15 protein-coding genes are annotated in these 21,915 nt (G+C 34.3%); 1 reads left to right on the top strand and 14 read right to left on the bottom strand.

Annotated elements, in window-relative coordinates:
* Positions 1 to 357 precede the first annotated feature (357 nt).
* From NJT12_RS21125 to NJT12_RS21105, 5 genes are all read right to left on the bottom strand, one after another.
* Positions 358 to 1,107 (bottom strand): shikimate dehydrogenase family protein, encoded by a 750-nt coding sequence (locus NJT12_RS21125; RefSeq protein WP_271338049.1) that lies wholly within the window; start codon positions 1,105 to 1,107, stop codon positions 358 to 360.
* Positions 1,107 to 2,504 (bottom strand): tetratricopeptide repeat protein, encoded by a 1,398-nt coding sequence (locus NJT12_RS21120; protein ID WP_271338047.1) that lies wholly within the window; start codon positions 2,502 to 2,504, stop codon positions 1,107 to 1,109. The genes NJT12_RS21125 and NJT12_RS21120 overlap by 1 nt, the downstream gene beginning before the upstream one ends.
* Before the next feature lie 283 nt (positions 2,505 to 2,787).
* Positions 2,788 to 3,978 (bottom strand): aspartate aminotransferase family protein, encoded by a 1,191-nt coding sequence (locus tag NJT12_RS21115; RefSeq protein WP_271338045.1) that lies wholly within the window; start codon positions 3,976 to 3,978, stop codon positions 2,788 to 2,790.
* 226 nt (positions 3,979 to 4,204) lie between these two features.
* Positions 4,205 to 5,890, bottom strand: coding sequence for an OstA-like protein (locus NJT12_RS21110; protein ID WP_414655402.1), 1,686 nt, complete (start codon positions 5,888 to 5,890; stop codon positions 4,205 to 4,207).
* A gap of 62 nt (positions 5,891 to 5,952) precedes the next feature.
* Positions 5,953 to 6,087 carry a hypothetical protein gene (locus NJT12_RS21105; protein ID WP_271338043.1) on the bottom strand — a complete coding sequence of 45 codons (135 nt, stop codon included), beginning with the start codon at positions 6,085 to 6,087 and terminating at the stop codon, positions 5,953 to 5,955.
* An 87-nt stretch (positions 6,088 to 6,174) separates the two neighbouring features.
* Between NJT12_RS21105 and NJT12_RS21100 the strand changes: the two genes are divergently transcribed.
* Positions 6,175 to 8,046 carry an alpha-amylase family glycosyl hydrolase gene (locus tag NJT12_RS21100; protein ID WP_271338041.1) on the top strand — a complete coding sequence of 624 codons (1,872 nt, stop codon included), beginning with the start codon at positions 6,175 to 6,177 and terminating at the stop codon, positions 8,044 to 8,046.
* Between the two features lie 247 nt (positions 8,047 to 8,293).
* On the opposite strand, the gene NJT12_RS21095 is transcribed toward NJT12_RS21100, so the two are convergent.
* The 9 genes from NJT12_RS21095 to NJT12_RS21055 all read right to left on the bottom strand — a co-directional run bounded on the left by NJT12_RS21095 (position 8,294) and on the right by NJT12_RS21055 (position 21,817).
* Entirely contained in the window at positions 8,294 to 8,809 is a 516-nt protein-coding gene (locus NJT12_RS21095; protein WP_271338039.1) for a cupin domain-containing protein, read from the bottom strand.
* A 12-nt stretch (positions 8,810 to 8,821) separates the two neighbouring features.
* Positions 8,822 to 10,447 (bottom strand): alpha-glucosidase, encoded by a 1,626-nt coding sequence (locus NJT12_RS21090; protein ID WP_271338037.1) that lies wholly within the window; start codon positions 10,445 to 10,447, stop codon positions 8,822 to 8,824.
* Positions 10,448 to 10,592: 145 nt separating this feature from the next.
* Positions 10,593 to 12,311, bottom strand: coding sequence for a glycoside hydrolase family protein (locus tag NJT12_RS21085; protein WP_271338035.1), 1,719 nt, complete (start codon positions 12,309 to 12,311; stop codon positions 10,593 to 10,595).
* 108 nt (positions 12,312 to 12,419) lie between these two features.
* Complete coding sequence (locus tag NJT12_RS21080; RefSeq protein ID WP_271338034.1) at positions 12,420 to 13,706, bottom strand: MFS transporter; 1,287 nt, start codon at positions 13,704 to 13,706, stop codon at positions 12,420 to 12,422.
* Entirely contained in the window at positions 13,706 to 14,764 is a 1,059-nt protein-coding gene (locus NJT12_RS21075) for a glycoside hydrolase family 130 protein (protein WP_271338032.1), read from the bottom strand. The genes NJT12_RS21080 and NJT12_RS21075 overlap by 1 nt, the downstream gene beginning before the upstream one ends.
* A gap of 89 nt (positions 14,765 to 14,853) precedes the next feature.
* A complete protein-coding gene (locus tag NJT12_RS21070; protein WP_271338030.1) occupies positions 14,854 to 15,486 on the bottom strand; it encodes a hypothetical protein in 633 nt (210 codons plus the stop codon).
* A 168-nt stretch (positions 15,487 to 15,654) separates the two neighbouring features.
* Entirely contained in the window at positions 15,655 to 17,139 is a 1,485-nt protein-coding gene (locus tag NJT12_RS21065) for a hypothetical protein (protein WP_271338028.1), read from the bottom strand.
* Positions 17,140 to 17,169: 30 nt separating this feature from the next.
* Entirely contained in the window at positions 17,170 to 18,720 is a 1,551-nt protein-coding gene (locus tag NJT12_RS21060; RefSeq protein ID WP_271338026.1) for a RagB/SusD family nutrient uptake outer membrane protein, read from the bottom strand.
* 10 nt (positions 18,721 to 18,730) lie between these two features.
* Positions 18,731 to 21,817, bottom strand: a complete 3,087-nt coding sequence (locus NJT12_RS21055; RefSeq protein ID WP_271338024.1) for a SusC/RagA family TonB-linked outer membrane protein — start codon at positions 21,815 to 21,817, stop codon at positions 18,731 to 18,733.
* Between the last annotated feature and the right edge of the window lie 98 nt (positions 21,818 to 21,915).

The following is a 21,915-nucleotide window of genomic DNA, read 5'->3' as shown; positions in this document are numbered from 1 at the left end:
TAATGGACTTGAGAAAGGTGGTGTGCTTTGTGTCGGAATGTCAGTCCTTTACAACTCTTAAATCAGAAGTAAAGTGGCGTACTTTGCGTCGGAATAAGTGGCGACCTTTGCAGCGGAATCGTGGCGTACTTTGAAGCGGAATGGGTGGTGTACTTTGTAGCGGAATCGTGGCGACCTTTGCAGCGGAATATCCAGTAAGGATTGTGTTAAGAAGAAAGAGGAATAAAATTTTGGGTTTATACATTTGTTTGATAGGATCCTATTTCTGGGCTTTCTTGAAATTGTGCAGGTAATGCTTAAAACGCAAAACAGCCGTAATTAGTAAATTACGACTGTTTTGAACATGTTTGTTTTTTTTTATTTATTCCAGATTTTCCAGGCTTTTTCTGCTTGAAAAATAAGCATATCGTAACCGTTTTTTATAACGGCACCTTTTTCTTTTGCATTTTTTAAAAACTGAGTTTCTGCCGGATTATAAATGAGATCGTAAGCAATGTGTTTGTCAGTAAAAAACTCATAGGGAAGATCAGGACAAGCTTCTGTATTAGGGCTTGTGCCAACGGGCGTACAATTGATAATAATTTTAAAGTTATCAAAAGTAGTTGCGTTGATCAGGTTATAATCAATAATGTTTTCTTTCGCTTCTCTTGAAACAAAAGTATAAGGTATACCAAGTTCATCAAGAGCAAAAGCTACACCTTTTGATGCACCGCCAGTACCAAGGATAAGTGCTTTTTTATGATGAGGCTCTAATAAAGGTTCTAATGATTTTTTGAAACCATAGTAATCAGTATTGTAACCTTTTAATTTTCCGTTTTTCGTAAATTTAATGGTATTTACGGCGCCAATTAAGGCTGCTTTTTTTGAAAGTTTATCTAAGAATGGTATAACTTGTTCTTTATACGGAATCGTAACATTTAAACCTTTTAAATCCGGATTGTTTTTTACTAATTCAGTAAAATAATTAATTTCAGAAATGTCAAAGTTTTCGTAGCTGTTGCCGGCAAAAACTTCATCGCTAAATTTTTCTGTAAAATATCCTTTTGAAAATGAGTAACTAATATTACGGCCTAACAAGCCAAAACGTCTTCTTAAAGTATCAATCATTATTGTTTTCTATGTTTTTCAATGTAATTTTTAACCATTTTTTTTGACCAGACTACGGGAAATAAATCTTCGATTAAGATATAATTTTCAAAGTTTAAACGCAAACCATTGCTCAAATGAAATTTGGCTTTGGTATTGTCCTGAATCATAAAATACAATCCTGCCAAGCGATATTCGATTTCATTTTCTTCCGGAAAATATTCTGAAGCTTGTAATAATGTTTGAATAGCACTTTCGAATTCACCTAAAAACTGAAGAATATCTACCCAAAACAACCAGGTTTCTAACGCATAATCTCCAAATTCTACTGCTTTTCTATAGCCAAACTCAGCCTCTTCAAAAAAGTTCATTTGTTTGTTAATGGTTGCATAACGTTTCCAGTACAAACGATTCTGATTGTCAATTGCTAATGCCTTATTGACAAAGAACAATGCTTTTTGAAAGTTTTTCTGACGAACATAAAAATCAGTAATGGCAATCCATCCTTTGTCCAAAAGCGGATCTTCGTGTACTGTTTGATTGTAATATTGAAGTGCTTTTGCCGTATTTCCCAGTTTTTCGTAGCATTTTCCAATGCGCAATAATGCATAAGAAGTTGCGTCGTCTAACTCGATAGTACGGTTATAGCTTTCTATTGCTTCGTTGTATTTTTTGAGACGTTCGTAAGCTTTTGCTTTTTCCATGAAAGCACCTAAAAACTCATCGTCGATCAGGGTTGCATAATCAAAAGCACGAATCGCATTTTCGTATTCTTTTACGCCATAGTGCAAACGTCCAAGCTGATGCCATGCGATTTCACTATAGGGATTTTTATTGATGTATTCGTTTAGATATACAATGGCTTCCTGATTTTGATCTAAAAATTCAAAACAATACACCACGTTATATAAGGCAGACTGATCTTCTAAGTCTTCTTCAAGACATTTGATAAAACTTTCTTTTGCCATCTCGAGATTATCCATAAAAAGATATTCCATTCCAATCAAGTTGTACACGTCAGCGTAATCGTCTGTATATTGCAAAGCAATTTTAAGCAATTCTACTGCTTTTTCGTGTTGGTCTCTCTTAGAACAGATATTAGCTTTTTGGATGTAAATTTCCTCGTTGTTAGGTTCGATTGCATATAACTCATTCAGGAGTTTCTCGGCGATCTCTAGTTTGTCGTCGTAAACCAACATTTCTACTTGTACTAATTTTAAGCCCGTAGATTTTGGGTGTTGGTCTAATGCAAGTTTCAAGGCCTTCTTTGCTAAATTAGCCTTACCTATGTCTAAATAATGAAGAATAATTTCTTCGAATTCTTCAGAGTCAAAAAAGAGTACTTTGTTAGTTTTTAACATAGACTCAAATTTGGATAGGGATAGGTTATAATCTTCTTCTTCGTTGCTTAATTGCATACTGTCTTTATTTGAAATTAGCCTGTTATAAATTTAGGCAACCATATTATTGTTGTGAGGAAGGGGAATTAATTGTTGTGAACAATTTAATTAACAATATGGACAGAATTTCTATTCTGTTTTAAGTTGTAATCTTTTGATTTGTAAAAGATTAAATTTTATTATTATTCTAAAAATATTTTTAACCCGGAGTCCTAGCCCTGATGGTAGCGATATCCTTTTGTTTTTTTTCTTTAAAAAATAAAAGATTTAGCGAACAGCAGGAAATAGCTCCTGATTATTTTTATTGTTCTTTTTTCATGATTTCATCCATAACATTTAAAATTATGGCACAACCTTCTTTTATTTCTTCTTCAGAAATGGTTAATGGTGGTGTTATTCGTATGGCGCATCCTTCAAACAGCAACCAGAATAAAATGAGCCCTTTGTCCTGACAGTTTAAAATAACTTCGTTTGTTATTTCGGCAGTTTCGGTCATTGCGGCAAGCATTAATCCTTTTCCTCTAACTTCCTTTATCAAAGGATGTACCAAAAGCGATCTGAAGAGTTTTTCTTTATCTAAGGCATCCTGCATTAAATTTGTTTCAGTTAATTCCTGCAAAGTAGCCAAACAAGCTGACGCAATGACAGGATGACCTCCAAAAGTAGTAATGTGCCCCAGTTTAGGATTTTCGGTCAGAAGATCCATTTTTTCTGCTGCTGCGGTAAAAGCTCCAACAGGCATTCCGCCACCCATTCCTTTTCCCATTACAACAATATCCGGAACGACGTCATAGTTTTGAAAACCAAATAGTTTACCTGTACGTCCAAATCCTGGTTGAATTTCGTCGACGATCATCATAGCGCCAACTTCATCGCAGCGTTTGCGGACTTTTTGCAGGTAGTTATTTTCCGGCTGAATGAATCCTGCACCACCCTGAATAGTTTCTAAAAGTATTGCAGCTGTTCTGGTGGTTATTTTTTGAAGATCTTCTTCGTTATTAAAGGTGATAAAATCAACATCAGGAAGTAAAGGACGAAAAGCTTGTTTGCGTTCTTCGAATCCCATAACGCTCATTGAACCCATTGTGTTGCCGTGATAGGCATTATGGCAAGAAATAAGCTGACTGCGTCCTGTTGTTCTTTTTGCTAATTTTAGTGCGCCTTCGATTGCTTCTGTTCCTGAATTGACCAAATAGGTTTTGTTTAGAGATTCCGGCAGGAGCGAAGCCAGTAATTTGCAATATTGAACTGCCGGACTTTGCGAATATTCGCCGTAAACCATAACATGCGAATACTTGTCTAACTGATCTTTAATGGCCTGATTGACTCTTGGGTGTTGATGTCCGAGTGTACAAGCAGAAACACCAGCAACAAAATCTAAATATTTTTTATCGTTTGTGTCGTAAATATAGGAGCCAATAGCATGTGAAACCTCCATTCCCAGTGGGTAAGGAGAAGTCTGTGCCTGGTATTTTATAAAATCTGGATTCACTGTTATTTGTTTTAAAAGTTTCAGGTTTCATGTTTCAAGTTGAATGAAAACTGAGACTATGACTGAATTTATCTGCAAAGATCGTAAAGTTTTATGCAAAGTTCACTAAGTTTTAAATCAAGTTTGTATTATTAAAATGCAAAGCGCGCAGAGTTTTATAGGCAGAGAACTGAGACTGCGACTAATTTTAAGGTAAAGCAATTAAACTGAAAACTGCGACTGAAAACTATTTCTTAGTCTTAGCAGTAGTGCTTGCTTTCGTAGTACTTGTTTTAACAGCGGGTTTCTTTTTGTCGTAATCCAAAGTTTCTTTCCTGACTTTCATCGGGGTATCTTTGTCTTTAGCTTCCTGATCTTTTCCTTCTTGTACTAATTTGTCGTTGAGTTCATTGTCTTCGGCGGTAAAAATATCATCTTTCGATTTTATTCGCTCGTCTCCACGCCAGCGTAAGCCTTTTAGTTTACGCGCATTTTCAGGTAAATCTGCTTCAGGGTAAATATCGCCATCTACTTTATTAAAAAAAGTAATGGTTTCGATATCATTGTTTTCCAGGATAAGATTGATTTTACTGCTTACGTTTTTATTGATTCCAATAAGTTCGTTATTATCGTTCCGCATATAATAGACGACCTCAGTGTTTTTTATGACATCAACATCATGTAATTTTCCATCTTTGAATTTTCCGAATAAATTTAGCCCCTTGACCTGATTATAACCGGTGCCGAGCGTATCCCGCGAGACTATAAAAGTGTTGTTGATTACTCTTAAGGAATCTAGTTTCTTGGTTGTATTATCGCCAATTAAATGCATAAGATCCCCGGTAATCTGGCTTTCGCCATTCCATAGGATTGGATTCCCAATTAATTTTGTCAAAGCAGTTTTCGAATTTGAATGTATGGAGTCGCATTTACCGCTCATATCTATTTTGTAAAAACGAACATTCTTAAAAGCTCTTAAAATTCTTTCGCCTTCTTTTCCGGTTACCATTAGTTTTTGGCCATGAATATAAACAGAATCTTTTTCTACAAGATTTATGGCTACAGCTCTTTTAGTGACAAACATCGAATCTTTTAGTTTGAAAATCTCAGCATAATGCCCCTTTACAATTCCGCGATTAATGGAGTCTGTAATTTTTACATTTCTGGTTGCCGATGCAAATTCTATATTTCGATTGTAATACAAACTATCTCCTTCTATAAGGCGGTCATCGTATTTTATGTAGGACTTCCTTAAAAAATGCGCCAGGTTTTTCTTTGTATCGTAGAATCCTTTTTCTGTATAAATATAATTGGCCTCACTTGTAATTGTTGAGGGACCAAATAAATAGGTGTGTCCTGAATTACTATAATAATCTAAATGATTTGATTTTATAACATATTTAGGATTTGTAATGGTAACTGCTGTCAGGAATTGAAATTTTTTCTCCTCAGCAAAATACCTTCCTGATTTACTAACTAAAGTATTGTCTTTATTAACGATTGTACCTTTTGTATTGTAAAAAACCTGCTGGATGTTTCTGTCAAAATTGATAGTATCTGTTCGTAAAGTAGCATCTGGAGAAGTCATAACGGCATCACCGGTAGCAAAAGCTTTTTTTGAATTTCCGCTATATTCTGCATATTTACTGTTCAGGAATAAAGTATCACCTTGAACTAACTGTACATTTCCAAATGCTTTAAGATAGTTTTCTTTCTTAAAAACATAAGCCTTATTACACGTTAATACAATCCCGTCATGATTTACTTTTACATTTCCGGTCAATAAAATTCCGTCAGGTACTAAGACTTCATTGACTTCTACCAAATCAGCATTTTCAATATTAATTGTTTTTGGCTTTGGTGCTTGAGCAAAAATGAATTGAACGCTTAACAATAGCAAACAATGGGATATGAAAAATAGTGATTTCTTCAATGGATTAAATTTTTGTCAAATTTATGAAAAAGGTTACAACCTTTACTGATATTAAGATTAATTTATAAATCAAAAAATAATGCATTTTGAAACCTGTGTTCAAGTTTTAATTTATCAACAAAATCAGTTACTCTTTCGTTATAGTTTGGTTTTTTATACTGAAATGGGCACAAAATTGATTTTAGTTTCTTCTTCATTTAAAAATTAGTCTAAATTTAGGAAATGGTTTCTAAAATTAATCGTTTGATTTTGAATTTAGAAAAGAATTAGTTTATAAAAAGAATATGATAAATAAAAAAGTTTTTGTTGCAGGAATGGCTGCAACCATGCTCTTTACTGCATGTAAAACCAAAGATTTAAAAATGAATACAGCAAAAGAAGAAGTTACTACTGATAAGAAAATTGTAGTTTATCAGGTTTTTACCCGTTTGTTTGGAAACAAAATTGCAACAAACAAACCATGGGGAACAATTGAAGAAAACGGTGTTGGAAAATTTAATGATTTTACAGATAAAGCACTTCATGAAATAAAAGATTTAGGTGTTACCTATATATGGTACACTGGCGTACCGCATCACGCTTTGGTTGGAGATTATAAAGCATACGGAATTTCTGATGATGATCCTGAAGTTGTAAAAGGCCGCGCAGGATCGCCTTATGCCGTAAAAGACTATTATAATGTAAATCCGGATCTGGCAGTAAATCCTGCAAACAGATTACAGGAATTTGAAGATTTGATTGATCGTACACATAAAGCGGGTTTGAAATTGATTATTGATATTGTTCCCAATCATATTGCAAGAAAATATGAAGGAAAAAATAATCCCGAAGGTGTTAAAGATTTTGGTGCTGATGACGATGTAAATGTTGAATACAAACGCGATAATAACTTTTATTATATACCAAACAATCATTTTGAAATTCCGGACAATGATATTCCGTTAAACGGAGAAAAGAATCCGCTTGTTGATGGCGTATTTGATGAAAATCCTGCAAAATGGACAGGAAATGGTTCTCGTAAAGTAAAGCCGGATCAAAATGACTGGTATGAAACTGTAAAAGTAAATTACGGCATTCGTCCGGATGGTTCTAAAGATTTTCCTGAACTTCCGGCTGGATTTGATCAGAAATCGTATCAGGAGCATTTTGCTTTTTGGCAGGATAAAGATATGCCTGATTCCTGGAAGAAATTCAAATCGATCGCTTTGTATTGGACAGCAAAAGGGGTTGATGGTTTTCGTTATGATATGGCCGAAATGGTTCCGTATGAATTCTGGAGTTATATGAATTCTGCAATCAAAACGGAAAATCCAAAAGCTTTTTTATTAGCAGAAGTATATAATCCTAATGAATACCGCAATTATATTCGTTTGGGGAAAATGGATTATTTGTATGATAAAGTAGAGACTTATGATAAGTTGAAAGATGTGATTCGCGGAAAATCTTCGCCTGATGGGTTATCTGAGATTCAAAAAGGCATGTCGGATATTGAACATAATATGCTGCATTTTTTAGACAATCATGACGAACAGCGCTTGGCAAGTCCTGATTTTGCAGGAACTCCGGAACGCGGAAAACCTTTAATGGTCGTTTCTACCACGATTAGCACTTCACCAACAATGGTTTATTTTGGACAGGAAGTAGGAGAGGCCGGAAATGAAAATGCTGGATTTGGGAAACCTACAAGAACTTCTATATTTGATTATATTGGTGTTCCAAATCATCAGCGTTGGATGAATGATGGGAAATTTGACGGAGGTCAACTTTGTGATTCAGAAAAAAACCTGCGTGATTTTTATAAGAGATTGTTGAACTTCTCGATTAACAGCCCGGCGTTAATGGGAAGCTTTCAGGAAATTCAATCTGTAAACCGTCAGAACAATGCTGGCTATGATGAACTACTTTATTCGTATGTACGTTGGTCAGCAAATCAAAAGTTGATTGTTGTAGCTAATTTTTCATCTGAAAAAACGAGTGAATTTGAATTGAAAATCCCTGCTGATATTATTTCAAAATGGAATTTGAAAGATGGGGAATATGAGTTGAAAGATCAATTGTATCTGCAGAATAAAATAAAACTGAATGTAAGTAATGGTGAGGGTAGTGCTAAAGTTAGAATAGCTCCATCAGAATCATTTATTTATGAATTGAAATAGTTATCCTAACAGGTTTTTAAAACCTGTTAGGTATTTAATAGTTTGATCATAATATCTACAAAGTAGAAAAAATCTTGTAGTATAAAAAAGCCTTGTTTTGTGAATTCCAGTTCATAAAACAAGGCTTTTTTATTTTACGATTGGTAGATATTTATCTTCCAAACTGATCTTGTAAATTTATATATAAATACCTAACAGGTTTTAAAAACCTGTTAGGATAATAAACCTTATTAAAAAAAAGATTATTTTATCTTCCAAAATCGTCCTGAACACGAACAATATCATCCTCATCAGATGGATTGTCAGGATTGGTATGCTGCCAAATTTCGGCTACAATCCCCCAGGTTTCTAGGCCAATTAAACGATGACGTTCTCCTTTTTCTAATTTAATAAATGCCCCGGGAGCAAGTTCCTGAATTTCTCCTTCTTCGTCTGTAGCACTCGTTTTAACGCCTACAATTCCGTCAAGGACCTTCCATATTTCGGCTCTGCGAAAGTGATATTGCCATGATAATCGTTTGTGAGGCGCGACAATTAGAATTTTCGGACTCAATTTATTCGTAATCTTAATGGCTGACATTTCAAGATGCGGAAAGAATTTTTCAGCAAATGCTCCGGCTTGTGATTCATCGATAACGAAAAATCCTCCCCAAGGGCGTGTTTGATCTTGGTTTATAATGGTGAAGTTTTCTTTTTGCAGAGCTGTTGCAATTTGTTCAAAAACTGCTGTTTTTTCTATATTTGGAGATAAATTGAAATTCATTTTAATGCTGTTTTAGTTTCTGTAAATGATAAAGCTATTTGGTTTTAAGAATTTGCTTCCCATTAATAAGGTTGCGCCTGACGGAACTGTTATTTCTGTTTTTAAACCAAAGTTAATTATAACAGTAATTTTATCTTTTTGAAAGGATCTTGTAAATGATATTTGATCTCCCTTAAGTTCAAGGCTTTCATAATCACCATATTGAAGCGTCTTTTCGTTGTTTCGTAAAGTTATTAATTTTTTATAAGAATTAAGAATAGAGTTTTTTTGCGCTTTCATTACAGCCACATTTGTTTTCTTGTAATCTGGATTAATTTTAATCCAGGTTTTAGCGTTAGAAAATCCTGTAAAAGCATTTCCATTCCATTGCATCGGACTACGGGATTTGTCGCGATTGTGTTCATTTCCTTCGAGAAGTGCTTCGGTACTGTTCTTGCCCTGATCAAGTGCAAGTTGATAATGTGTTCTTCCTTGTATGTCGACCATTTCATCTATATTTTGAGCGATGATATTGTGCATCCCAATTTCTTCGCCATAATAAATAAACGGAACTCCTTTGGCAGTAAGAATCAAAGCTGCTAATGCCGTGGCTCTGTCTGTATCACCATTAGCTAATCGATCAATCATTCTTGGCATATCATGACTTCCAAAGAATAAGGTTGGATAATTACTCATGTTTTTCTCCATGCTTTTCAATTCATCAAAAATGCGTTGAGTCGAAAATTCTTTGATACTTCCAAAATTGAAATTAAAAACAACATCTAGTAAATCCTGAGATTGGTATTGTTTTAAAACTTCGATTTTATCACTTCCTATTTCTCCCACAATAAAGCGGTTTTGATACTCGCTTACAGTAGACTTTATAATACGCATAGCATTTTTTACCCCTTCCTGATCGATATCGTTTATATGATCTTGTTTTCCGTCTTTTATTGGGTTCTCTTTTGTGATTCCGTTTGTAGTTAGAAAATTAATTACATCCAGTCGAAAACCATCTACTCCGGCATCAAGCCAAAAACGCAGTACATTTTGAATCTCAGAAACGACTTTTGGATTCGACCAGTTAAGATCGGCCATTCTTTTATCAAATTTATGATAGTAATATTGATTGGTTATGCTGTCTTTTTCCCAGGCTGTTCCACCAAAAAAGGATTCCCAATTGTTAGGTTCGTCTTTCCAGACATAATAATCACGATAAGGGTTATCTTTTGATTTCCTGGATTCCTGAAACCATTTGCTATCGGTAGAAGTATGATTAAAAACCATATCTATAATTACTTTAATACCTCGTTTATGGGCTTCTTTTAAAAAAGTATCAAAATCGGTTTTGCTGCCATAAGTTGGATCAACTTCATAATAATTTGCAATATCATAACCGTTATCTACTTTTGGAGAAGTCAGAAAGGGGGTAAGCCAAATGCCTTTTATTCCCAAATCTTTTAAGTAGTCTAGTTTTTGAGTCATTCCTTTAAAATCGCCATATCCGTCGCCATTGCTATCTGCATAGCTTGGCATATAGATTTGATAAAAAACAGATTCCTTCCACCATTTTTGTTCTACTGTTGTTTGTGCAAAAGTTGGATTTGCATTTATCATTAATAGAAAAAAGAAGATACTTTTGAATAGATTCGATTTCATAACATTTTAGGTTTGATAAATTCGTTTTGTAGTTCGTAAAAAAAATCTTTGACGTAGATAGTTTTTACTATTTTATATAAGTGGAAATACCTAACAGGTTTTTAAAACCTGTCAGGATACTAAAATGGAATCTTGTAAATTGACTTTAGTTTTTCTCTTTTGATTTATAATCTACAACTACACCATCAACCAGCATTTTTTCTCCTGAATGAGTTATTTTTCCTCCGGCAGGAACACAAACGATTACAGCTGAACCTAACGCTGCGATATTGATTTTGGCCGATGAAGTAACATTTCGGGCTACAAAACTTCCTGAAACGGTATTGTATAAATCTACTTTTTTGCCTTTCTCCGTTTTCACAGTAATGGTTTTGCTTGTTGTATAGGGGTTATAATATAAGTAAGATGGATAGGCTTTATCACTAAAAAAGTCTGTTGCCAATAGATCTAATTGTAATATTCCGCTAACATCGGTTTCACGGATAATACTTCCAAAAATACCTACATGTCCACTTCCATATACACTAAACTGAGATTCTTTAGGGTTTTCTCCCAATACCCAAAGCGGACCGTCACCTTGTGCTACAGGACCTTTTAGGTTTTCGTATTCTTTATAACTTGATTGTTTGATGATTCCTTCATAACCAATTACACCTTTGGTAACTTCGGCAAGTTCCGGAATGGTCTGGTGTTCTTTTGGCATATATTGCGGGTAGAAAAAACGAGAAGCATTTGCAGCATTGAGCATCCATTTTCCTATTGCAGTTGCATAGGACTGATCGTATCTAACCATTGGTACTAACGGCCATGCAGCGTCGTAAGTATTCATCAGAAATCCGTAACCACCGTGATCTACCGTACTGCCAAAAGTTCCTGATATATCTATCCCGTTCCAGTTACCTACTAATGCGCCCCAACCTTCACGACAGATTGGTGTTCCGTCAAAAGACCAATCGAGCATTTTGTTTGTGTCGTATTTTGCATCTTGTTCTGCATTAATTCTTGCAGCCATATAAGCTCCAAAAGGCATCAAAACTTCATAAGTAGGATTTTTTGATTGTGATTCTAATGCCGATAATGCGCTTTTTGCTCCTTTTAAATATTTAGCATCTCCAAATTTTTTATACGCCATATACAAAACCCAGGCATGTCCGGCAGCAGCATCTGGTTGTGTACAGATGTTGTTGGTCATTGGTGTCATTTTATTATAATCGAAATAAGAATAATTATAATTTCCATTTAAAATTACATCGGCTTCATAAAATTTATCGGCAATAGTTCGTGCTATTTCTGTAAAACCAGGTTCGTTAGGATATTTGTCATAAACCGCAAAGAACAAAAGGTTAGGATATACGTCATACCACCAGTCACGACCATAACCACCGCCCAGTAAAGCAACTTCAGGGCAGGTATTATTCATCATAATATTCCAGTTGGTTTCTTTATTGAAATAGTTTTTAAGCATTCCAACATAATTACGATCTGGCTGATTTTTGTCAATACCCACCAAAGTGGCGCCTAGAGTAGCGCCCATTGTTGCAAGTGCTTCATGAAACATTCCGTTGTTATGATCGGGTCCTTGTCTTACATCGGCAACAGCGGTATACAATCCTACTACTTTTTGTGGGAAGTTTTTTTGGCTGTCGTCCATCCATACCATTGGCCAATATTTGCCTTTGGCATTAAAATCATATACAGTTTTATCAAAATCTAAAGCAAGTTTTTTATAATCGATGATTTTTAAGGGTTGTGGTAGATTGGGCATTTGGTCTACACGAGGAATATTTTGTTGTTTTACTTGTGCGGTCGTGCTTAAACTTAGTACTAAAAGACACGAGAGTGTAATTTTTATAAATATATTCATAGTTATTGATTTTTATTTTAGGGCAACTATTGAGTGTAATTAATTTCAACACATAGAAACATAGTAAAAGAAATGTATTATAGTCTGTGTTTTTACATACTCAATGCATTAAAGCAATTTTACTGCTACCTCATCCAAAACTTTTGGATCTGTTACTTCTTCCGGTGAAAGATCGATTCCCTGTTTGATAATTTTTTTGCTGATAAAAATGGAACACAGTTGTAATAAGGCAATAATTCCGATGGCATATCTCAAAGCAAAATCTTCAGAAACAGAATAATATAATACTAAAAAGGTTCCTGCGCCTAAAAGTCTGCCAACATATAAACCGGCTTCATGATTTAGGATATAAGTAAACTCACCTCTTTTTTCTATGCGGGATACAATATCAATTACTTTTAACTGAATAGGGAAGTAGGCCAAATCCATTAAAGGTTTTGCGATAAGCAATAATAACAAAAAGATAATTACTCCTGTTTTGTCGAATAATATCCCGTTGATACATGCTCCCAAAGCAAATAAAATTAAACCTACTGAAAACGTTTTGATTCTATCTGATGGTTTTGAGAAACGGCCAATAAAATAGATAATGATGGCAGCCAAAATTGCGCCAATAGATTGTGCTTGTCCTAGTGCGCCTTCTTCTCCTAATATTTTAAAAATAAGCATTGCAGGAGCTGTAACCAAAAATCCTTGCGCTAAACCTTTGAAGGTTGCCAATGATAATAGTTTATACCATAAGGGATGAAATTTGAAAAAGATGTACTGTTTTTGTGCAGGATTTTCGAATTTACCTCTAAAACAAACTATTGATGCTACAATTGTAATCAGAAAAACGATTCCGGTGATTATTACATAGGCTTGATGTTTTTCGATTTCACCTGTCTTTGATTGAATAAACCAACCAATTGTTGCAGGTATCGCAATAGCGATTATGGTGTAAATAAAGGTTTCCAGTCCGTAATAATAATTACGATTTTCATCATTTGTAATGGCCAATGCAAGGTAATCACGATTAGACCAATACAAACCAAAAGAAAGCCCCATAGTGATTCCGGCAACACCAATTCCGGTTAGATCCAACGTTTTTAATGACATCATGATAATCATAGAAACACCGCTAAGCATCATTCCGATTGAATATAGTTTTCGGATATTGAAATGTTTCAACAAGAAACCATTTAATAAGAATGTAAGCGGAATCCCGGTATAAATAGCCAATTGATAAATAACAACCTTAGAGGTATCATTAGAATTCCTCATGATATATGCAGCGACAAATATGTCGATTACAGGCAATACCAGTGCATAAACTAAGTTTGTGAAAATCAGTATACGGAAATTATGGGTTTGGCTTTTAAAATGGTCAATTTCTGATATAAGTTTTTTGAACATTAGTTATTTTTTAAAAGTAAAAGAATCTCTTTGATCGAAAATTGAGCACCACAAACAAATTCATCCGAAGCTCCGTAATAAATGGTAAGCGTATCTCCGTCTGGTTCTACAATATGACCATTGGTAAACACTACGTTTCCAAAAAATCCGCTTAATTCGTATTCTGTAGTAGGAACCATTATAGGTTCTTCGGTTCTTGCGATTACTTTTGATGGATCTTTCAGGTCCATTAGAAAAGCACCCAGGCAATACTGATGATTTTCATTGGCTCCATGATAAATTTCTAACCAGCCTTTGTCTGTTTTTATTGGTGCTGCTCCGGCACCAACTCGTTTACTGTCCCAAAGTCCTTTTCTTGTTTTTATGATGCAATGGTGATTTCCCCAGTGAACACCATCAGGAGAAGAAGCTAACCAGATATAATTACCGCCAATATCTACGCTGCTTGGTCGGTGTAAGGCATAGAATAATCCGTTTATTTTTTCTTCAAAAATGGCACAATCTTTATTGTGTGCCGGTAATATCATTCCATGTTTTTTGAAGTTTTTCCAATCGGTTGTGGTACGCAAACCAACGCCAACACCATTATCAGATACAGAAGTAAAGGTTAGATAATACGTTCCTTCAATCAAGGCAACACGACAATCTTCTATTCCGAATGTTTCCAACATACCTTCACCAACTAAAGCTGGATAATTTTCAGGTTCGTAAAAGTTATGTCCGTCTTCGCTACACAATAGGCGTAGGTGCGATAATGTTGTTAAATAATCAACGCCTTTGTAGTTAATTACTCTTGCATCGGTTGCTATTAATTCAGGATCTTCTTTAGGAATCTCAATGATTTTGATAGCACCAGTTTCTGTTAATATGGGAAAAGAAATGATATTGTCCTTTTGCTTTGGTCTTTCGGCTACTCGTACTACTAGCCAGGTTTTGTTTTCATATTGAAATACTCCGGGATTTAAAAGGCAAGTAATTTCCAGTCCTTCTATGCTTGCAGGAATATCTTTAGGTGATAATAATGGGTTATCTGCGAAACGTTTTGCTATATCTTTCATGTAAATTATTTTTTTTTAAATAGTTTGTGGTTAACTCTCTGGCTTTCTTATTACAATAGTTGTATCAGAATATTATTTGTATTGAGCTTTTAATCAAAATAACTTGGGCCTGCGCTGTCTACAACAATCCATTTGCCATTGAGCTTTTCCATAACGACAGTTAGGTTAATTATGGCACGACCTGTAGAATGAGTAGTTTTTGCAGTTACACTAAAAACTAAATATTTTTTTTTGTAACTTATGGGAAATGAAAATTCAAATACTTTTTTACGAGGTTGATCAAAATAATAAGAGGTTAGATTTTTAAAAAAAACATTACGTTTCTCAAAAACAATATTGTTATGTCTAAAATCTTCTAACTGCCAATAACCATTATCTCCTGTTGAAGTTTCTATTTTATCACCATATTTTTTTTTCATGTTTAGCCAATCTTTTTTATCGAATAAATCGACCCATTTTCCATTTTCTAAAACCTGACTATGAATTCCATTCTCTCTTATTACAAAAGTAGTATCAGGATATTCAGTCCAAAAATCATGTCCATAAAGCATTATTATAGCCAAATCTGGAGACATTTTTTCATGAATAATCATTATCTCTTCGGAATCTGCTATAACCGAATCTAAATAATCATTTACGGCGTTGAATTTATCTCTTTTAGTAATAGCACAGCTCGAAAATAATCCGATACTAATTAGTAGTATAATTATCTTTTTTGTCATATTTTAAGGTTAATAGATGTAAAGTTATTTACTTGTTAGGTCTTCATAAATTGAAAATAGTTAACCAACCTGATTCTTAATTTGTCATTAGTTTTTGATTGTCAAACTAATTTGATATATAATTTTTGCAATCAAAAAATAAGAAAACAGTTTTACATTTTTATAATGTTAATTACATTTTGTGCCAATTGGATAATATCCTCCAGAATAACCATTCCTAATTTCAGCATAATACCTGTTTTCTATTCTATCCCTTTCTGGGCTTCCTAAAGGATATGTTTGTTCATAAATTGGTGTGTCACGTAACCCTGCCCAAGCTAAATCTAGATATAATTGATCTGGGATACCATTAACGGCTGGTTGCCCTGTTTGAAATTCTTGTAAAGCTTTCCCCATAGCTTGCACATAGCTATTTGCCATTTCGGCATGATGTAAGCTTGGCGACTCTCCGTTTTTAGGGGGATAACGCTTGTCACAATATGCTTGAAACAGTATGGGATAATTATCCAAAGGGAAACTATTCGTTTTTGATGGATTGTCAGTAAAACTCAAAAAATAAGCATGTACTAACTCATGCAACATAACAGTCGCTATGGATAAATTATTGTGAGTATAATCGGGGTTCATCCTAATGGTATAGTCATATGGTGTTTCTTTATTTGTTCTTGCTGTTGACGCTACAGCTCCCGATAGTTGACTTTTATCATCTAAAGGATATGCATTGATGAATGTTACTTTAATTTTTGTAGTTGCTCCTAAAACTGTAAATAAATTTGCTATATCTATGTCTGAAGTATTTTTTAATTTTTGCAATACTGTATTTTTGCATGGGTCAAGTGCTGAGGAAATTATAGTAGATTCGATATATTGTGCAGTACTTACAACTGCAGCAGGTGTGCTATTGGTAGTTAAAGGATAATAATATCCATTTTGCTGATAAGTATTGTTATTAAAATATGATTCTTTGTAAAGGTCAGTTTTAAATGTAATAGGATTAAAATAGTAAAAATATCGTCTTTTACCACCTATTATATCAACACTATTAAGTTGAATATAATAGGAAGGATCTTCACTAGTTGGCACCCCACTTGCCAATTGATTAGTTTTTCTAGTGTTTTTGAAATCTACCGGTAATTCAAGTACTCCAATGAAATTTTTATCTATTTTTTTATAAGACAAAATCTGATTATTCCATTTCTTAGTAATTAATAAGCCTTTGAAATTATTATTATATATTTCTAGACTATTTTCCTTTTTTTGAAGTTGTTTACTATTGAAATAATTTGTTTCTGCCACATAATAGAACTTGCGGGCAACTATGCTATCATTGGCAGTTTTTATGAATGCAATTTTCATAAGAGTATTTAATTCTTTTGAGTCAGAAGATTTAATTTTGGCGTCTTTTTGAACCAAAGGAAATTCAATAACTTCTAAACCGTCTAATTTGCGAAATGTTGCATTATTCCAATCTGGAACCATGTTGTCACTTTCATTGTTTTCATTCCATTCAATAGATTTTTTAAATTTTGAATTATACCATTCTTTCGCAATATCTTTTGTAAAATCCATTTCTTGTGTTGTATTGTTGTGATCATTCGTACACGATAATAAAAATAGAATTGTAAAAACTGGTGTGATTATTTTTTTTTTCATAATTAAGATTTAATTGAATTTTAATTTATGTTAATATCCTGGATTTTGTTTTAAAAGTCCGGCTGAGGCATCTATTTCTGATTGCGGAATTGGATACAGCATATGTTTGTCTAAAAATACTTTTCCGTTAGCAGTCATTACTTCTTTAGCAATTCCCCATCTTTTTAAATCACTCATTCTATGACTTTCAAAACCTAGTTCTGCTCTCCTTTCTGAAATAAGCCAACCTTTTACAGTAGCTTTATCGCTGGAATTTGGTCTGTCTATTAATGTTCCTCCCGGAGGAGGAGGTCCTACAGTGGTAACTGTAATCGTTTTGTTTGGATCAGCAGGAAAAGCCGGATCCTGAACTCTAATTGTAACCGTTGTTACAGTATTTCTTGCTCTTGCTCTAATTTGATTGATTATACTAATAGCACCCGGATAATCATTAGTTTCGTTAAGAGCTTCTGCTTTCCAAAGTAAAACATCGGCATAACGAATGAACACTTTATTGTTTGGAGCGTCATCATCACCTTTATTACCGCCATTTGTTGTTCCTAAAAGCTTGTTAATCCATTGTTCAGGAGCATTTACAGTATATAGTTTTCTAGGATCATTAGGTTCAAATGAAGCTAGAAAATTGGTGCTTGGTGCAAAAAATCCCCATCCAAGAGGTGCACAAATTCCATTTCCTTTTCTTGGATCAGCTTGTTTAATGTGGTTGTAAGAGAAAATAACTTCGTTGTCTGTATATTCAGTATTCATACTAAAGTTATCAAAATAATTAGCATCTAAGCTATAAAAGCCTGTTGTTTCTAATTCTGATACTAAGGTTGTCACACCTGCCCAGTCTTTATTATAAAGCGCAGTTTTTGCAAGAAGCGCAATAACTGCTCCTTTAGAAACTCTCCATTTTTCTGTGCCTGATGAATATTTAGCATTTGGCAAAAGTGTTTTTGCAGCTTCTAAATCGGTTTTAATTTGACTCCATACAGTTTCTTTTGGTGCTCTGACTGCTTTATCAAAAGCTTCCTGATAGGTTTTTATAGGAGCCAGAATTAAAGGCACATCACCAAAATTAGTTACTAACGAAAAATAATAGTAAGAACGTAAAAAATAAGCTTCGCCTATCAATTGGTTTTTTCTTTGAGTAGTAATTCCGGTAATCGATTCGATATCTGGATTTAACAGAAAATTCAATGCAATATTGGTTCTTTTTATACCTTCATAAGCGTATTTCCACAATCCGTTTGGTCCTCCGTTGGTCGAAGTAAAAGTGAAATTGTTGATTTCATCTATCCATGGCTGATCTCCGTCTGGCGACCATTTTTTTTCCATATCATCAGATGCTACGTCATCTATTATAATATCATTTTGAAAGACCAAACCACCATTCCAATCCCAGTCTGCCAATTGATTCAATTTATTGGATAACATATCGTAAGAAGAAGTTACAGAACTTTCTACAGAAGCTAATGTTGGTTTAGAATTTGCCTGGTCCAGCGTTATCGCGCCAATAGGTTCTGTGGTAAGTTCGTCCTGACAGCTTGTTAATGTTAGTAGCGAAATCATGATCGCTGTTATATATGTGTTTTTCATGGTTCGTTTATTAAATTTTAAATTTTAAACCTAGTAGTATTGAAGTTGACTGAGGGTAAGTTCCCTGATCTATGAACGAAGTAGATTCAGGATCTAAACCAGTGTATTTTGTCCATGTCAATAAGTTTTGACCTGACACATACATTCTTAAATAGGTACCTCCAATGATTTTAGAATCAAACGTATATCCAATTTCAAGATTTTTTAATCGTAAATAAGAAGCATCTTCAACAAAAACGCTCGAAACCTGACTTCCTCCGTTATCATTCATCGTGTTACGAGGAATTGTGTTACTTGTACCTTCTCCGTTCCATGCACCTAATACTGATGTTGTAGAGTTGAAAGGACGGCTGTCGTAATCTAAAATTTGCTTTAAATCATTGTAACGATCTACACCAGAAACTCCCTGAAAAAGAAATGACATGTCAAATCTTTTGTATGAAGCATTAAATGAAAATCCGTAAGTTATTTTTGGAATTGGACTTCCTATGAATGTTCTGTCATCAGCATTAATCTGGCCGTCTCCGTTTACGTCTTTAAACTTTATATCTCCAGGTTTTGCACCGTTTGAATTTGAGTATAGAGTAGAAGCTATTTCTGCCGTATTTTGATAAATACCATCAAATTTAAGTCCATAATATGAACTGATAGGCTGTCCAACTACAGTTTTAGTGTGCGTTTTTTCATCAGTAATCTCTGTAACATATTGCTGCAATTGTTCAACATTATTTTTTAAGCTGGCAATGTTTCCATTTATTCCATATTTAAATTCGTTATCGTTGTTTTGAAAGTTAACCCCAAATTCAAAACCTTTATTAGTTACAATTCCTGCATTAACAAAAGTTCTGTTTATTTGTCCCACAGTTGAGGAAGGTAAACCTACAGTTAATAAAATATCATCGGTTGTTTTGTCAAAATAATCGGCAGAGAAAGTCAGTTTACCATTCAACACACTCATATCAAGACCAAAGTTGGTTTGTGTCGTCGTTTCCCATTTTAGATCCGGATTACCGTAACGAACTACATTTATAATACCGCCTGTTTCTGTGACAAGGGTTTCATAAGCATTATTAGGGATTTCCTGATTACCGGATTGTCCCCAGCTGGCTCTCCATTTCAGGTTAGAAATCCATTTTGCATTTTCCATGAATTTTTCTTTAGACATTACCCAGCCTCCTGAAACAGAAGGAAAATAACCCCATTTGTTATTAGGTCCAAATCGAGAAGAACCATCGGCTCTTAAAGTACCCGAAACAAAATACTTATTGTTGTATCCGTAATTGGCAGATGCAAAAAAGGAAATCAGATTCCAGCTTTGAGCAGATCCGGAACTGTTTTTATTAGTATCACTTCCGTAATCAAGATATCGGAAAGGATCGGTAGTGTTGTTGTAGTTCGTTCTGCTTCCGCCTATAGCAGATTGGTCATAACTTATATTTTCAGTTCCTAATAATGCGTTGATATTGTGTTTCTCAGCAAGAGTTTTAGTATAGTTTAACGTATTTGTAAACGTAAAAGTTGTTGCTTGACCTCTGTTTTCGTTTAAGCTTGAAGGCCTGTTTTGTCTGCCTTGTCCGGGATATAATTCATTTGGATCATTATCGTTATCGTCACCAAAATTTTCTCCAAATGCCTTATTATGATCAAAAATGATTTCTGCACCAACATTACTTCTGAATTTTAATGATTTGTCAGATAAGAAAGCATATTCGGCATATACATTTCCAAAAGTTTTATAAGCTGATCGAACATCATCTGTATAATTTACTATTGCAATAGGGTTAGATGTCAGCTCATAATTACGGCTCCAGCCTCCATTAGGATCGTTGTTCAGATAGAAAGGCAAATCAGTATAAGGATCATTTGCTTTATATGTAGGATCATTTACGCTTTTGTAAACTCCTAAAACAGATGGGCGTAATAAAGCATGTCTAATAACTCCCGGAGCATCACCGCTAGATGACATTTTATCTTGTTTGGTACCAGTAACCTGAATGTTTGTGCCCACTCTAAAGCGATCAGTAATTTCAGAATTAATATTAGCCCTAAAATTAATACGTTTATAAGTATCCTTGTTTCCTACTACAATACCATCTTGACCAAAATAGCCACCGGATATTAAATATTGCGTTTTCTCAGAACCTCCGCTAAACGAAATTTGAAAATTGTCTGTTTTTCCTGTGGTGAATAATTCTTTTAACCAATCTGTATCTGACAATGCTATACCATTTACTTTTCCATTTGCTCTATCTGCACTATAAGGGCTTATTGCATTGGCTGGATTATTGTTAGAGTTGTGCCAGGCCTGATCCATTATGGTCATATATTGATCTCCATTTAACATTTTTGGAAGATTTGTGGCATAGTTAATTCCAGAAAAATATTCAACATCAATACTTGATTTTCCTTTTACACCACTTTTGGTTGTTATAATAACAACACCTCCGGCAGATCTGGATCCGTAAATAGCTGTAGCAGCAGCATCTTTTAATACCGTCATTGATTTTACATCAGACATATTCAGAAAAGAAATATCGCGGGTAGGAACACCATCTACAACATATAGTACTTCATTGTTTCCAAGTGTACCTTCGCCTCTAATACGTATTTTAAGTCCGTCTCCGGGAGCGCCTGTATTCGCAGAAACAGATACACCTGCAATTTGTCCTTGCAAAGCCTGGCCAACGTCGGCTACTTTTGTTCGGGATAATTCAGCCATATCTACAGTAGCTACTGCACCCGTTATTGAAGATTTCTTTTCGCTCGTGTATCCTACGACAATAACTTCATTTAATGCGTTAGAATCTGTTAAAAGGGTAATATTTAATTCATTTTTACCCGCTAGAGCAGCTTCCTGTGTTTGATATCCTATATAGCTAAAAATTAAAATAGCATTAGCAGCTACATTATTAATGGTATAATTACCGTCAAAATCTGTTGTAGCATAATTGGAAGTTCCTTTTACGCTAATATTAACTTGTGGCATCGGACCGTTATCATCCGAAACAACACCTTTTACTGTTTGAGCGTGTAAAATGCTCCCCGATAAAATCATTCCAAGAAGGAATAATTTATAAATATATTTTTTCATCATCATAAAGGAGTGTTAATAAAGTTAGTAATCTGATTGTTTTTTTTCATGGTTTTTTAAGGTTTGTCATGTTTGATAGTTTTACGATAACGTTTGAATTAGTT

This window comes from Flavobacterium azizsancarii, from assembly GCF_027980145.1.
Lineage (GTDB): Bacteria > Bacteroidota > Bacteroidia > Flavobacteriales > Flavobacteriaceae > Flavobacterium > Flavobacterium azizsancarii.
This window is presented reverse-complemented; position numbering and strand designations above follow the sequence as displayed.

Bases quoted from the DNA above. Each gene is read 5' to 3' on its own strand.
- NJT12_RS21105 (WP_271338043.1), bottom strand. From the start codon at position 6,087: ATGAAGAAGAAACTAAAATCAATTTTGTGCCCATTTCAGTATAAAAAA.
- NJT12_RS21095 (WP_271338039.1), bottom strand. From the start codon at position 8,809: ATGAATTTCAATTTATCTCCAAATATAGAAAAAACAGCAGTTTTTGAA.
- NJT12_RS21070 (WP_271338030.1), bottom strand. From the start codon at position 15,486: ATGACAAAAAAGATAATTATACTACTAATTAGTATCGGATTATTTTCG.
- NJT12_RS21120 (WP_271338047.1), bottom strand. From the start codon at position 2,504: ATGCAATTAAGCAACGAAGAAGAAGATTATAACCTATCCCTATCCAAA.
- NJT12_RS21075 (WP_271338032.1), bottom strand. From the start codon at position 14,764: ATGAAAGATATAGCAAAACGTTTCGCAGATAACCCATTATTATCACCT.
- NJT12_RS21100 (WP_271338041.1), top strand. From the start codon at position 6,175: ATGATAAATAAAAAAGTTTTTGTTGCAGGAATGGCTGCAACCATGCTC.
- NJT12_RS21125 (WP_271338049.1), bottom strand. From the start codon at position 1,107: ATGATTGATACTTTAAGAAGACGTTTTGGCTTGTTAGGCCGTAATATT.
- NJT12_RS21060 (WP_271338026.1), bottom strand. From the start codon at position 18,720: ATGAAAAACACATATATAACAGCGATCATGATTTCGCTACTAACATTA.
- NJT12_RS21080 (WP_271338034.1), bottom strand. From the start codon at position 13,706: ATGTTCAAAAAACTTATATCAGAAATTGACCATTTTAAAAGCCAAACC.
- NJT12_RS21085 (WP_271338035.1), bottom strand. From the start codon at position 12,311: ATGAATATATTTATAAAAATTACACTCTCGTGTCTTTTAGTACTAAGT.
- NJT12_RS21065 (WP_271338028.1), bottom strand. From the start codon at position 17,139: ATGAAAAAAAAAATAATCACACCAGTTTTTACAATTCTATTTTTATTA.
- NJT12_RS21055 (WP_271338024.1), bottom strand. From the start codon at position 21,817: ATGATGATGAAAAAATATATTTATAAATTATTCCTTCTTGGAATGATT.
- NJT12_RS21090 (WP_271338037.1), bottom strand. From the start codon at position 10,447: ATGAAATCGAATCTATTCAAAAGTATCTTCTTTTTTCTATTAATGATA.